The sequence below is a fragment of the Streptomyces sp. SID12488 genome (assembly GCF_010548275.1).
Classification (GTDB): Bacteria; Actinomycetota; Actinomycetes; order Streptomycetales; family Streptomycetaceae; genus Streptomyces.
Genome location: NZ_JAAGLT010000001.1, coordinates 30540 through 43280 on the forward strand (window position 1 = coordinate 30540; position 12741 = coordinate 43280).

The 12741-nt window shown below is 68.4% G+C and carries 14 protein-coding genes; 9 read left to right on the forward strand and 5 right to left on the reverse strand.

Going from position 1 to position 12741, the window contains the following annotated elements:
* Positions 1-139: 139 nt before the first annotated feature.
* Positions 140-2767, forward strand: coding sequence for a CHAT domain-containing protein (locus G3I56_RS44965; protein WP_164406301.1), 2628 nt, complete (start codon positions 140-142; stop codon positions 2765-2767).
* A gap of 304 nt (positions 2768-3071) precedes the next feature.
* Here the strand turns inward: G3I56_RS44965 and G3I56_RS00145 are convergent, their stop codons facing one another.
* Positions 3072-3731 carry a DUF6338 family protein gene (locus G3I56_RS00145; RefSeq protein WP_343239816.1) on the reverse strand — a complete coding sequence of 220 codons (660 nt, stop codon included), beginning with the start codon at positions 3729-3731 and terminating at the stop codon, positions 3072-3074.
* A 346-nt stretch (positions 3732-4077) separates the two neighbouring features.
* Here G3I56_RS00145 and G3I56_RS00150 point away from each other — a divergent pair, with 346 nt between their 5' ends.
* Both G3I56_RS00150 and G3I56_RS00155 read left to right on the forward strand, forming a co-directional pair.
* Positions 4078-4284 carry a hypothetical protein gene (locus tag G3I56_RS00150; RefSeq protein WP_164406303.1) on the forward strand — a complete coding sequence of 69 codons (207 nt, stop codon included), beginning with the start codon at positions 4078-4080 and terminating at the stop codon, positions 4282-4284.
* A complete protein-coding gene (locus G3I56_RS00155) occupies positions 4281-4655 on the forward strand; it encodes a hypothetical protein (RefSeq protein WP_164406304.1) in 375 nt (124 codons plus the stop codon). Before G3I56_RS00150 ends, G3I56_RS00155 begins: the two co-directional genes overlap by 4 nt.
* A 262-nt stretch (positions 4656-4917) precedes the next feature.
* Here the strand turns inward: G3I56_RS00155 and G3I56_RS00160 are convergent, their stop codons facing one another.
* Together G3I56_RS00160 and G3I56_RS00165 are read right to left on the reverse strand one after the other, a co-directional pair.
* Positions 4918-5325 carry a PIN domain nuclease gene (locus G3I56_RS00160; protein WP_164406306.1) on the reverse strand — a complete coding sequence of 136 codons (408 nt, stop codon included), beginning with the start codon at positions 5323-5325 and terminating at the stop codon, positions 4918-4920.
* A complete protein-coding gene (locus tag G3I56_RS00165; RefSeq protein ID WP_164406308.1) occupies positions 5322-5555 on the reverse strand; it encodes a type II toxin-antitoxin system VapB family antitoxin in 234 nt (77 codons plus the stop codon). Before G3I56_RS00165 ends, G3I56_RS00160 begins: the two co-directional genes overlap by 4 nt.
* Before the next feature lie 303 nt (positions 5556-5858).
* Here G3I56_RS00165 and G3I56_RS00170 point away from each other — a divergent pair, with 303 nt between their 5' ends.
* The 3 genes from G3I56_RS00170 to G3I56_RS00180 all read left to right on the forward strand — a co-directional run bounded on the left by G3I56_RS00170 (position 5859) and on the right by G3I56_RS00180 (position 8803).
* Positions 5859-7295 (forward strand): carboxylesterase family protein, encoded by a 1437-nt coding sequence (locus G3I56_RS00170; RefSeq protein WP_164406310.1) that lies wholly within the window; start codon positions 5859-5861, stop codon positions 7293-7295.
* A 58-nt stretch (positions 7296-7353) separates the two neighbouring features.
* Positions 7354-8376, forward strand: coding sequence for a zinc-binding dehydrogenase (locus G3I56_RS00175; RefSeq protein WP_164406311.1), 1023 nt, complete (start codon positions 7354-7356; stop codon positions 8374-8376).
* A gap of 67 nt (positions 8377-8443) precedes the next feature.
* Positions 8444-8803: a cyclophilin-like fold protein gene (locus tag G3I56_RS00180; RefSeq protein WP_164406313.1), complete on the forward strand. Its 360-nt coding sequence runs from the start codon at positions 8444-8446 to the stop codon at positions 8801-8803.
* A gap of 26 nt (positions 8804-8829) precedes the next feature.
* On the opposite strand, the gene G3I56_RS00185 is transcribed toward G3I56_RS00180, so the two are convergent.
* Positions 8830-9783 (reverse strand): AraC family transcriptional regulator, encoded by a 954-nt coding sequence (locus G3I56_RS00185; protein ID WP_343239817.1) that lies wholly within the window; start codon positions 9781-9783, stop codon positions 8830-8832.
* Between the two features lie 129 nt (positions 9784-9912).
* On the opposite strand from G3I56_RS00185, the gene G3I56_RS00190 reads away from it, so the two are divergent.
* Together G3I56_RS00190 and G3I56_RS00195 are read left to right on the forward strand one after the other, a co-directional pair.
* A complete protein-coding gene (locus G3I56_RS00190) occupies positions 9913-10308 on the forward strand; it encodes an MmcQ/YjbR family DNA-binding protein (protein ID WP_164406315.1) in 396 nt (131 codons plus the stop codon).
* Positions 10305-10574, forward strand: coding sequence for an MmcQ/YjbR family DNA-binding protein (locus G3I56_RS00195; RefSeq protein ID WP_343239818.1), 270 nt, complete (start codon positions 10305-10307; stop codon positions 10572-10574). The genes G3I56_RS00190 and G3I56_RS00195 overlap by 4 nt, the downstream gene beginning before the upstream one ends.
* A gap of 425 nt (positions 10575-10999) precedes the next feature.
* Here the strand turns inward: G3I56_RS00195 and G3I56_RS00200 are convergent, their stop codons facing one another.
* Entirely contained in the window at positions 11000-11614 is a 615-nt protein-coding gene (locus G3I56_RS00200) for a helix-turn-helix domain-containing protein (protein ID WP_343239819.1), read from the reverse strand.
* A gap of 177 nt (positions 11615-11791) precedes the next feature.
* On the opposite strand from G3I56_RS00200, the gene G3I56_RS00205 reads away from it, so the two are divergent.
* On the forward strand, positions 11792-12721 hold the full coding sequence (locus G3I56_RS00205) for an MBL fold metallo-hydrolase (RefSeq protein WP_343239820.1): 930 nt from the start codon (positions 11792-11794) through the stop codon (positions 12719-12721).
* The last annotated feature ends 20 nt before the right edge of the window (positions 12722-12741 follow it).

Here is a 12741-nt window from a genome sequence, read left to right on the forward strand (position 1 = left end):
CATTGCGCCGTGCTCGGCGACCTGCGGACGTGATTCCGGCGTTCTGGTCGACGCCGATCCCCCGCACCGTCGACCGGATTCGGGCAGGGAGCGGCAGCCATGGTGAACGCTCATCGACGTGGGGAAGGGGCGTGGGGGCGTGGCATCCGAGGACTACGCGGTTCTCAGGGCGAGGGCGCTGCTCGCCGTTTCTCGGTGGACGCAACAGGATTACGCCGACGCGGTGCGGGCGCACGACGAGTTGGAGGAGCCCGGCAAGGAAATGTCGACGGTCGAGGCGCACGAACTGCGTAAGCGGTTCCGGACACTGCCTGAGTCGATGCCCGGGACCGGTGTTGTCGACGGCGCGAGGCGGGCGATGTTCGCAGGCGGCCACCTGGACCGGCCCTCCGGACCGGCGCGTCGGATGTACAGCTTGGCTTATCTGGCCCTGGTCCGCTTCGATCAGGCCCTCACGGGCAACCGGCAGTGCCTCGATGCGGCGATCTCCCTGTGGCGTAGCTGCCTGGAGGCATGGGAAGCAGCGGGCGAAGCCGAGCGGTCGGCGTTCGGCACCGAGATCCACTCGGTCGACTTCTCTCTCGCCGCGGCGCTGGGCACGCGCTACAAACTGAACCGTGAATTCCTGGTGCACCCCGATCCTCCCGTGCGCCCGGACACCGTCAGGGCCGACCTGGAGGCGGCCTTCCGGGCCGTCGAGCGGGGAACCGCCCGGCTGCAGTCTCACGGAGGCGGCTCGAATCCGCAGCTCCAGGCAGTCAAGGCCCACCTCGTGTCCTTGAAGTACGCCGATATGCCTGCCGGCCCCGCCTCACGCTCCGAAATGTGCGCCGCGATCGCCGAGTTGGACGAAATCCCCTACGCCCCACCGGGTGACACGACAGGGGCGCGCTCGACTTGGCTCGGCACCCGGATCCTCCTCGCCCACGCCCTCAGCGGACCCGGAGCACGAATCAGTGATCTGCGCCGGGCCGAGGAGGTGCTGCTGGGGTTTCTCGATGCTCCGGATCTCACCGAGGAGTCGCTGATCGCGGCCGCGCAGTTGAGTCTGGCCACGGCACGGATGCTCCTCGCCGACAGCACCGGCGACGAACGGTACAGGCCACTCGCCCAGGACGCATTCGAGCACTCCTATCTGACAGGCGCGCGCAGCAATCTGCGTACGGCCTGGGACGCGGCGACCCAACAGGCGGGGTGGGCGCGCCGGGACGGTCATCGTCTGGAGGCAGCCCGGGCCTATGCCGCCGCGTTCCGCGTGCTCCCCGTGCTCACACACACCCAGATCACCCGCGCGGACAAGGAGTCGGCCCTGGCGATGGCTGCCGACGTGCTGCCGATGTGCGCGAGGGAGTTGGCGAACTCGTCCGCCGTCGAGGACAGGATCGAGGCCGTGCTCGCCCTGGAGGGAGCCCGTGGCGTCCTGCTGGCCGAAGGGCTCGGCCTGCGCGCAGGGTCTGTCGCCGGCCGGACCGCCCCGCGACCCTCTTCGGCCGTCGAGGGCGGCGCCCGGACGGCACAGGCCATCGCGGACCTCACTCGTGAGCTGGACGGGCTCCGGCGGCAGGAACTCGCCCGTCCGCCGGGTACGGAGTGGAAGGGCGCGGCACGCATGGCCGCATGTCAGCGGCAGTTAGCCCTGGTGCACGCCCGAAGCCGGGACGGATCCGACGAGGCGGCCTCTCCCGACTGGCAGGAGATCGTCACGCTCGCCGGGGACGCCCCCCTGGTGTATCTCACTGTGTCCAGGGACGGCGGCGCGGCTCTCGTGGTGACCGGCGAAGAATGCCGAAGGACCGGTCCGGTACCGGTGGACCTGCCGGCGCTCACCGTGGATGTCGTCAAGAGACTGCTCGACAGACTGCACGAAGCCGAAGTCCTCCAGGACCGGCAGAAGTCCCCGAAGTACGGTAGGACGCGCGGGCAGTTGGCCAGAGACGTGGTCAACGACCTCTGGGCACAGGTGATGCAGCCGATCGCCAACGTGCTCGCGGACTGTGAACGGGCCGTCCTTCTGCCAGGAGGACTGCTGGGCATGCTGCCCCTCCACGCGGCCGGCACATGTGCCTCGAAGCGGGTCGACAAATGGCGGTTCCTCCTTGAGACGACCGCTCTCTCCTATGCCCCGCACGCCGCTGCGCTGCGCAGTGCGGCGCACAGCCGGCAGGCGATCACCCGGCTCACCTTTGTTCACCCCGCCCCGACCCCGGCTCATGGAGCGAGCCCGCCTCCCCTGAACGTGGCGGCGGAGTTGAGCGGCGTCAAATCTGCTCGTCCCACCGGTGTCACGATGACGGAGATCGAACCCGAGGAGGTCTCCAGGGCGCGCCTACTCGATGCGTTGCGGACCACTGACGTCCTGCACTTCACCGGACACGGAGACGTGAACAGCAGCAATCCACTCGGCAGCGGCCTGCACCTCGGTGGTGACGCCCGGCTGAAGGTACGCGACCTTTTGGCCGCACACGAGGTGCGTGCCATGTTCGCCGTGCTCTCGGCCTGCGGCACCGCTGTGACGGGCGACGCTCTGCCCGACGAGGTGGTGGGACTGCCGGCCGCGCTCATCCAGGCCGGTCTGCGCGGGATTGTCGCCACGCAGTGGATGTGCTTCGACGACTTCACGGCTCCGCTCATGACGGAGTTCTACCGATGCTGGCTCGGCGGCGCCCATCCCTCGGTGGCACTCGCACGTGCGCAGGCCACCGTCCTGCGCCAGGGCCTCCTGGTCAATCCGTTCGCCTGGGCCACCTTCGCGTACACCGGTGCCTGACGAGGCCCCGGTCCTGAAGCGCCAGCGACCGGCACGACGGGGCAGTACCGCTACCGTCGGTCATCGGTGTCCGGATCCGTCGTGGCGTCCCCCTCTCCTGGCGGGACCGGCGCCGGAGACACTTCCATAGCCCCTTGCGGAGGCGGACGCATCTGGTCCGTAGTGAGCATCACGCGCCCGTGCGAGCGGCCGGCGCCGCCTCCCAGCGTCTCGGTCGGGTCGGACTCGTCGTCCAACGCTTTCACCTGTTCTGGTTCGGCCGGCGTCATGTCCGGCGGTTCGGGCACTTCGGGCTGATCCGTGGTCATCCCCACATCACCTCGATATAGGTGATCTCCTCCCGGGAGATCAGAAGGCCGATATTGCGCAGTACCGGTCGCCCGTCGGCGCCACGCCGGAAGCTTCCGTCCGGCAGTGCCTCCGCGGTGTCGCAGAGGTAGAGGTCATGCGGCTGCGGGTACGCCGAGGCACGGGAGTCGAGCCGTCCACGCGCGTCACGGGCGAAGACCCCCAGAATCCAGCCGTTGGTCCCACCATCGGTGTCCCGCAACCTGATCCGGAGCCACAGCGCGGAATCATGGCCGAACAGGGCGTCCCAGGCCAGCGGTTCGGGTGTCTGCCCGTTGACGATCCGTGCCCAGCGGCGCCTCCTGCGGAACGCACTGCCGACGGCGAACCCCGCCAAGAGCGGCACGACGACGTACGGGAGCGGCAGCCACCACCAGGCCCACGGCACCGGAGGCTGCGTCAACCGCCCCGACTCCCAGACACGCAGATACGCCCACACAGTGAGCGGAGCCAACGCCAGATGGAACAGAGCCGCAGTCGCAGCCACCCGCATAACACGGTCGGCCAGCCCGGCCCGGACGACAGCCGTCTCGCGTTCCACCGCGAAGAGGTAGAGAGCCCCCGGCAGTAGGGCAATCATGGCCACCGCGGCAGCCTCGAATGTGCTCACCCTCACCCCCGGTGGACATCGCTGTCGTTCCGTCTGCTTGCCAAGAAGGCTGCCCTCTCCACTCGACTGCAACCGCTGGACTCAGACGGATTCCACTTGTCCGCCACAGACACTGGACCGGAGCGATGTCCCTGATAAGCCACGGACGCCGCCCCTGTCCTCGACTCTCTTCCGACCGTAGGAAAATTACGCATGCGGATCCGGAACGCGGCAGCCAGCGCGGCGCGTCGGCGATTTCAATCGTAGTTGCGCCAGGAATCGCCAGCCGACAATTTGACCGCATTAGGCGGAACCGCGTGGACCAGCTGTTCGAGGTGCCATCTCCATAATCGAACGTGTCAGGGAGCAGCACATGTTGGGTTTTCTCTTCGCCGGCTATCTGGCTCTTGTTGGCCGACCACTCGAAGCCGTCAACGACCGTCTCCAACCGATACCGCCACCACCGAACCCTGCCCTGGGCCGAGCACAAGCGGCGCGGTCGGTGTTCGGCATGCTGACCCTGGCGTCGCTGCTGCAGACTCCTTCCTACAAGGCTCGCTTGGAGATGCTCAGGTCATGACATTCGAGAATCTCCCACCCGCGGAGCAGATCCGTTACTGCCGAGACAAACTCGCGCGCCTCGACGAACTCGAGACGCAGGTACGTAGCATGCCGAGCACCCAGCAGAACCGCGAAACCCTGCGTGACCTGGCAACCGCCCGTGGCGGGTACATCAAGGCGCTGAAGCGGCTCGAGAATCCTTCGCTGTGGCAACGGACCAACCGGTGGGTCAACGAGTGGGCGGCCGAGGACCGGGCGAAGGAGGCCGCGCGGAAACGTCAGCGCGGATGCACGAGCTGCAATGGCACAGGCCAAGTCACAGGCGCCGGGAACTGGTTCGAGAGCTGCCGGTCCTGCGACGGCACCGGAGAGTACCGGGAGTACCTCTGAGCGACACCAGGTTTCCGAAGCATGCCCGCCGGCATGATCTCCAGCACTTCATGCGCACACCACCGGAAGATCACCCCAGCTGGAACATTGGACGCAGAGTTCACGCACTTGGGGTCCAGGCGCACGCTACAAGCAACGCGGGCACAGCCCATGAGAACTGCCCAGCACTCAGAGCAAACACCGTTGCAGTACCAGGGCAGTGACCTTGGGCATCGATCATCGAGAGGCCAACAGACCGGCAACGTCAACCGGCTCCAGAAGATCAGGCTCGTACGTCCCGCTGCTGAACTTCCTTGAGCACTCCGGCCACCGTCGCGAAGTCGTTGTCCACATGGAGAACGGTGTGCCCGTGGTGTACGGCTGTCGCGCACACCAACAGATCGATCGCTCCAGCCGCCCGATGCCGGCCCCGCTGGGTCAGTTTGTACTGGGCGGTGTCGATCCAACGCCAGGCGTTCTTCGGAACCGGAGAGAGCAAGCAGAGCGCGTCCAGTTCCTCTGCGAGCTCATCCCGATGGGACGGACTGGTTGCCGAGTAAAGAAATTCGGCACGCGTCGGCTCGCAGAGGTGGAACACCCCGGCGGCAATGTGTCCCTCCCAGGGACGCAACGCACCTGGGGTGCGAAACAGGTGCCACAGAGCCGAGGTGTCCACCAGATACGTGATCACTCGAAGGCCTCGCGTCGCGCATGCTTCTCCGCGTCATGCGCCGCCGCGGCCTGCTCGAACTCACCACGCGCACCCCGCGCGGCCAACTTCTCAGCAGCCTCAAGCCGCTTGATCCGCGCCACGTAGTCCCGAAGGGCCCCGTTGACGGTCTCCTTCTTCGTCGTGACACCCATCAGCCGCATGGCCTCGGCCAGCGCCTCGTCGTCGAGATCAATCTGGGTGACGGACATCGGACACCTCCAACGTCCACGATGTATGTACCCACGATACATCACCAACATCGAGCGCGGTCATCGATCACAAACAGACCACGCGAGGGAGGCGCACCGGCGGGACCTCAGGTCGCCCTCGTATGCCCGGCGGCGCCACGAGAGGAGGACGAGGAGCACACAAGTGTCGCCTGGTGACCATCAGGTGACCGCCACTCACCGGGCGCTTTGTCGGATCCCAGGAAACGATGGCAGACGTCACCGCTCGCGACCAGCCGCCGACAGGCCGCGCGAAACACCCGAACCGCGCTGGAAGGACACGTCATGACCGTCACCGCGCCCAAGGCTCCGACCGCGCCAGGGGTGCGGTCCTGGTGGGGAATCCCGTACGCCACCGCCGAGCGATACCGCCACCCCGTAGTCGCGGATTTCGATCCGGACCGCCCCTATGACCGTAAGGGCGTCGTCTCTGTCCAGCCCGACAGCGGCGACTGGCTCGAAGCGGACAGCGGGATGGGCGAGGACTGCCTGAACCTGAACGTATGGGCCCCCGAGCAGCCGTCCGGCACGGCGCTGCCGGTGGCGGTGTACATCCATGGCGGCGGATTCGAGTACGGCGCGAACACACAGATCACCTCGAACGCCGCCCCTCTCGGCGCGACGGGGCGCGTGGTGAGCGTGTCGGTCAACTACCGGCTCGGCGCCCTGGGCGCGCTCTCGCTCTCGCAGTACGGCGGGCAACTCGCCGAGGCAAGCAACCTCTTCCTCCAGGACGTCATCGCCGCGCTCACCTGGATCCAGCGGAACATCGCCCGCTTCGGCGGCGATCCCGACAACGTCACCGTCTACGGCCACAGTGCCGGCGCCTATACCACCTTCGGGCTGCTCGGCGCCGCCTCCGCCAACGGCCTGTACCGGCGACTGGCCGGGTTCTCCGGCGGGCCCGCCCGCAGCGTCCCGGCCTGGTGGGCCGAGGAGCTCGCGCACCGGTTCGTCACCGAACTCGGCGTGGCGGACAACCCGGAGAAGCTGCTCGACCTCGACGCGGTCTCCCTGAGGGACGCCCTGCGCAAGGTCGCCCCGACGGACCTCGGAGTCCGCGGCGGGGTGGACAACAAGGCCACCGGCGTCGTCCTGGACATCGGGCAGCCGGGCGCGGTGGTGCACGCCCATCCCATGGACGTCCTCGCCTCGGGCGCGCACCGCAATGTCGACGTGCTGCTGAGCATGGCGAGTGACGACATGGGTTGGTGGGTGGCGAACGATCTCGACCGTTTCGACCCGCACACCCTCGACCGCATCGTCGACGAGGTCGCGGGGTGGCGTATTTCCCGCTCCCTCGCGAAGAAGATCGTCGACGCCCACGACCAGGGCGGCTGTACCCCGGCCGAGGTCCGCGCCGCGGTTATGGCGGACTACCTCTTCGCGCTCCCGGCTGTCCGCGGCGCCCTGGCGCACGCCGCCGCGGGTGGCAACGCCCATCTCCTGATGATCGGGCCCGCCGAGGGCGCGCCCGCCGTGCACGGCACCGAGATGTACGCCCTGGTCGGCCAGGAACAGCCGGGTCGCAGCGCCGAGCAGGCCGAGCGGGACACGCATATCCGCGACATCGTCCTCGACTTCGCCACTGGCGAGCAGTCCCGTCCGTGGCCCGCCGTCGCGGACAAACCCACCTCGGGAAGCGTCGGCAACCCGCCCTTCGAGGCCACCGCCCACTACCAGCAGGCCCTCGACCTGTGGGAGGGCATCGACCGCCCCTGACGGTCATCGGGCCATACGGAACACCGCATCAGGGGGCGAACAGAGTAAGGAATTCGACATGAGCCGATCGACAGCAGCCGGCGACAGTGCACCGGCGACGATGCGGGCCGTCGTCGTCACCCGGCCCGGCGGCCTCGACGCACTGGAGATCAAGGACGTACCGGTGCCCCTACGCAAGCCCGGCTGGGTGCGGATCAAGGTGAAGGCGTTCGGCGTCAACGAGTCCGAGGTCACCACCCGCAGGGGCGAGTCCGACGCGGAGGTCACCTACCCGCGTGTGCCCGGCATCGAGGGCGTCGGCGTGGTCGATGAGGCCGACGAGGACGGCGGGCTGCGGCCGGGACAGCAGGTGGCCACGATGATGGGCGGCATGGGCCGCTCGTACGACGGCGCGTACGCCCAGTACGTGACCGTCCCCGCGGCACAGGTCGTCCCATTCGAGACCAGCCTGCCGTGGGAGGTCGTCGGTGCGCTGCCGGAGATGTTCCAGACCGCCTACGGCTCCCTCACCACCGGCCTGGACCTCAAGGCGGGGCAGACGCTGCTGATCCGCGGCGGCACCTCCACGGTCGGGCTGAGCGCGGCCACGATCGCGAAGGATCTCGGAGCTACCGTGCTGTCCACGACCCGCAGCCCGGAGAAGGCCGGGGAACTGCGGGCCGCGGGCGTCGACCATCCCCTCGTCGACAACGGCACGATCGCCGACCAGGTGAGCGAGCTGATGCCGGACGGCGTCGACGCCGCACTGGAGCTGGTGGGCTGCTCGGTCCTCTCCGACACCCTCAACACCGTCCGCCGGCACGGCACGGTCTGCTTCACCGGAGCCCTGGCGGGCCAGTGGACGATCCCCGATTTCACCCCGTTCATGATCCCCAACGGGGTGCGGCTGACGTCCTACGGCGGTCAGGCCGCCGACCTCCCGGCCGACGTCTTCGGCCACCAGCTCCGGGCCATCGCCGAAGGGCGCCTCAACGTCCCGGTCGCGAAGGTCTACCACGGCCTGGAACAGGTCCGTGACGCCCAGGCCGACGTCGAGTCCGGCACCACGCCGGGCAAGCACGTCGTCGTCCTGGGCGACTGAGACCTGGGCAACTGGGACTTGGGCGACTGAGAAACGACAACCAACCACCCCTGAAGGCAGAACCCGTATGAGAATCCGACTGACCGCCGGAGAAAGCGTCCTCAATGCAACCCTCGACGACAACGCGACGGCACTCGACTTCGCCTCACTGCTTCCGCTGACGCTGCAGATGAACGACCTGTTCAAGCGCGAGAAGTACGGTCACCTGCCCCGGTCTCTCGCCGTAGGAGGCGAACCGCGGTCCAGCTACGAGATCGGCAACATCGTCTACTGGTCACCCGGTCCCGACATCGCCGTCTTCTATGACCACGACGGACAGTCCATCCCCGACCCCGGCATCATCGTCCTCGGCGAGATCGACTCGGGGGCCGATGCTTTCAAGAAGTACGACGGCACGGTCGACGTCACCATCGAGGCCGTCGACTGAGGTCCAGCCGGAAACCACCGAGATCGTCAACCTTGAACAGGAGGGGTCGTGGCCTCGTCGGCCGCGAAGGTGGCCGGGGTGAGGCCGGTGCGGTCGCGGAAGAAGCGGCCGAAGTTCGCGGGGTCGGTGAAGCCGAGGTGGGCGGCCACGGTCCGGGCGTCCCACCGGGCATCTCCCAGCAGGCGCCGGGCTTCCAGGAGGCGCCGCTCGTCGATGAGTTCGCGTACTCCTTTGCCGGTGGCGTCCCGGGCGGCACGGCTGAGGGTGCGGACCGAGCAGCCGAGCAGCTCGGCGTAGTCCGCGGCTTGGTGCAGCTCGCGGAAGTGCAGCTCCAAGACGTCCAGGAAACGTCCGTACCTGTCGGCGCGGCCCGTGCCGGCTGTGGTCGTGCCGGTGGGGGCGATGCCCGGGGAGTTGGCCAGGCGCAGCAGCAGCGATTCGAGCAGGCTGCGCCGCAGGGCGTGGTGGACGCCGAGGGGGCGGCGCCCCAGTGCGCGGTGTTCGTCCAGGAGCTGGAGTGCCGTCTGCTGGAGCCAGGCGGTGTCGTCGGGGTGCGGGCTGAGCACGGCAGGGGCCTCGTGCGCGGTGAGCGGGGCCAGGAGGCGGGCGAGGTCGGGCCGCAGCACGTCCGGTTCGAACAGGATGAACGGGCCGCGGGCCGCGCCGGGCGGATGCCAGCACTGCGCGTGCCCGGGACGCACCCACAGCCACTGGCCGGGGGCGACGTTCCGCGTGACGTGGTCGACGTCGTGCCGCAGCTCACCCTCGGTGACCAGGATCAGGTAGTGGAAGGTGGCGCGGCCCGGACGGGGCGGGTTCCACGGCCAGTCGTCGTGCTGGGCGAAGAATTCCTCGACGGTACTGACCTCGAGGCCGTACGGAGTACCGACCGGGGGCTGGAAACCGTACAGCGGAACCGCAGCTGGTCCGGCCTGCCCGCTCGGCCTGCCCCGCCCGGAGTGTCGCTTGTCGACCATCACGTGTCCGCAGCCTACCCCCCTTCCCGTCGGCTTCGACGGAAGGATGGGACGTGCCACCGCGCACGCGCGGCGCGCCCTCCGCCCCCTTCGATGCCCCAGTCCGTCACCACCTGAGAAGGCTCACCACCCATGAACGGATCGGCCCTGCACAAGACCGCCGCCGACTGCGCGAAGGAACTCCCCGGAGCCCAGCTGGAGCACCCCTTCGGCCCCGACTGGGAGGTCTACAAGGTACGCGGCAAGGTGTTCATGCTGATGACCGAAGTCCCGGGGCGTCCCGTCGTGATCCTCAAGGCGGACCCCGGCGAGGCCCACGCCCTGCGGGAGCAGTACAGCCACATCACCCCCGGCTACCACATGAACAAGAAGCACTGGATCACCCTGGAGAGCGGAGAAGGCGTCGACAAGGAGCTCGTCGGGGAGCTCGTCACCGACTCCTACCGTCTCGTCGTCGCCCATCTGCCCAGGGCCGAGCGGCCCGTCGACCCGCACACCTACGGCACCGGCACGCGGGCGGCCCGGTGAACGCGGCCGGTGACCGGCCCCAGGACATCGCCCGCCAGGCGACCCTGGCCCTGCCCGGCGTCAGCCACGGCTACCCCTTCACCCCGGGACTCGACGTGTACAAGGTCGCGGGCAAGGTGTTCCTGATCGTCACCGACGACCCGGACGATCAGATCATCACGGTCAAGTGCGAACCCGAACACGCCCGCGCTCACGTACGCGGCCACGCCTCGATCACGCAGGGCCGCTATCTCGACAAACGCCACTGGATCTCGCTCGGGCCCTGACCCGGCATCACCGAGCGGCTGGTCACCGCCGCGGTCGAGGATTCCTACAACCTGGTCGCCGAGCGGCTGCCGCGACACGACCGCCCCGGTACCGGATGAGCCCCGCTACCTGTTCCTATCCTTGCGTCCCGAACGCGTCCCGAACGCGTCCCGAACGCGTCCCGAACGCGTCCCGAACGCGTCCAAGATGGACGGCCTCAAGCATCGTGCGGCCGTTGCCGCCGGCTCGGAAAGGCGTCTCGGCCCCACCCGCAGCGGATTCCCCTTCCGACGCACAGCGCCACGAAGGCAACGCCGCCTCCCCCGCAGCCAACGGGGAGAACGTGCCGAAAGCCGAGACACATGCGGGGAAAACGAGGAGCAGCCAGCATGAGTGATCACCCGCCGGCCGAATTGCATGCGGCGGTGCAGGGTGACATTCCGCGTCAGACAGCTTCGCCGACAAGGAGGCCCAGCAGGACGATGTCGAGCGCGTCTGTGAGTCGCTGGTGGAGGTCGAAAGGGGCTGGTTCCTCTCGGATCCAGCGCAGGATTGCCGTGAAGTAGCAGGCGGCCAGCAGTTGTCCGGCCTGGTCGCAGTCGACGTCCGCCCTGATCTCCCCGAGCTGCTGCCCCTGTTCGACGATCCTGGCGAGTTCGATCTCCAGGGACGGGTCCTGGAGGAGGCGGCCGTACCGCGCGGAGGCGTCCATCAGGACGGTTGTCTCGGCGCGGGAGGCAGCGTTGAGGTCGGCCATCTCCTTCAGGTAGCGGCGCAGCCGGTCGCCGACAGGCAGGTCTTCGGCGTGCTGGGAGCCGAGGATCTCGTTGACGAGGGCGCGGCGGCGGGCTCCCCATTCTTCGAGGAACCCGACCTTCTGTGAGAAGTGGTTGAAGACGGTGGCCCGGGCGACGTCGGCGGTTTCGGCGATCTGGTCCATGGTCGTCGCCTCGTACCCCTGGGCGACGAACAAGTGCAGCGCCGCAGCGTAGAGCCGGTCGCGCACCTGCTGTCGCTTGCGTTCCCGGCGTCCGGCGGGCGGTGCTGCGGGCGTGGACACCAATTCGCCTCCTGCCTCCGGGATCTTCATGGCCGTCAGTACAGCACATGGCCGCAGGGGTATTGACGCCACCCCACCACCTTCTTAGATTAGCGGCCATTGATGGACCTCAGTCCATCAATGTACTTAAGTCTCGCCATCTGGTGCGGGGCAAGAACAGGAGGCAGTGTGGCTTCCGTGACATTCCGGACAGGCTGTGTCGAGCTCGGACACGGCTGTTACGCCTGGATCGCGGGCGAGTCCGGATGGGGCATGAGCAACGCCGGGCTGATCACCGGCCGGGGCGAGTCACTGCTCGTCGACACCCTCTACGACCTGCAGCTGACCAAGAACATGCTCGACGCGCTGACGCCGCTGAGCGCCACCGCGCCGATCGCCACCGTGGTCAACACTCATGGCAACGGCGACCACTGGTTCGGCAACCAGCTCGTGGCCCACGCCGAGATCATCGCGGCCCGCGGGTCCGTGGCGGACATGCGTCAGGTGGGTCCGGCCGAGATGCTGGCGCTGACCGGTATGGACAGCCCCGCCGGACACTTCGCGCGACGGATCTTCGGCCGCTTCGACTACACCGGCATCGAACCCGCCCTCCCGAACCGGATCTTCGACGGCGAGACGATCCTGGACATCGGCGGCACCGAGGTCCGCCTCATCGACGTGGGCCCCGCGCACAGCGCCGGGGACACGATCGTGCACGTGCCGCGGGCCCGGACCGTCTACACCGGCGACATCGTCTTCGCCGGGGCGGCGCCGGTCGTCTGGCACGGCCCCTTCACCCGCTGGCTCGCCGCCTGCGATCTGCTGCTGGGCCTCGACGCGGACATCGTCGTGCCCGGCCACGGCCCCGTCACCACCAAGCAGACGGTCCGTGAGATCCGCGACTACCTCGAACACGTCCATGAGCAGGCCACCGCCCGCTTCACCGCCGGAATGCCGGCCATGGACGCGGCCCGCGACATCCGCCTCGGCCGCTTCGTCGACCTGCACGAGAGCGAACGCCTCGCCGTCAACGTGCACACCGTCTACCGGGAGCTCGACCCCACCCTGCCCCCACTCGACGGCCCCGGGCTGTTCGGCTGCATGGCCGAGCTCTGCCCCCGCGTCTGACGACGCCCCGCCCGCCCCCG

Excerpts from the sequence above, each read along its gene's own strand:
- G3I56_RS00180 (WP_164406313.1), top strand. The coding sequence starts at position 8,444 with ATGAGAATCCGACTGACCGCCGGAGAAAGCGTCCTCAATGCAACCCTC.
- G3I56_RS00175 (WP_164406311.1), top strand. The coding sequence starts at position 7,354 with ATGAGCCGATCGACAGCAGCCGGCGACAGTGCACCGGCGACGATGCGG.
- G3I56_RS00150 (WP_164406303.1), top strand. The coding sequence starts at position 4,078 with ATGTTGGGTTTTCTCTTCGCCGGCTATCTGGCTCTTGTTGGCCGACCA.
- G3I56_RS00190 (WP_164406315.1), top strand. The coding sequence starts at position 9,913 with ATGAACGGATCGGCCCTGCACAAGACCGCCGCCGACTGCGCGAAGGAA.
- G3I56_RS00165 (WP_164406308.1), bottom strand. The coding sequence starts at position 5,555 with ATGTCCGTCACCCAGATTGATCTCGACGACGAGGCGCTGGCCGAGGCC.
- G3I56_RS00155 (WP_164406304.1), top strand. The coding sequence starts at position 4,281 with ATGACATTCGAGAATCTCCCACCCGCGGAGCAGATCCGTTACTGCCGA.
- G3I56_RS00170 (WP_164406310.1), top strand. The coding sequence starts at position 5,859 with ATGACCGTCACCGCGCCCAAGGCTCCGACCGCGCCAGGGGTGCGGTCC.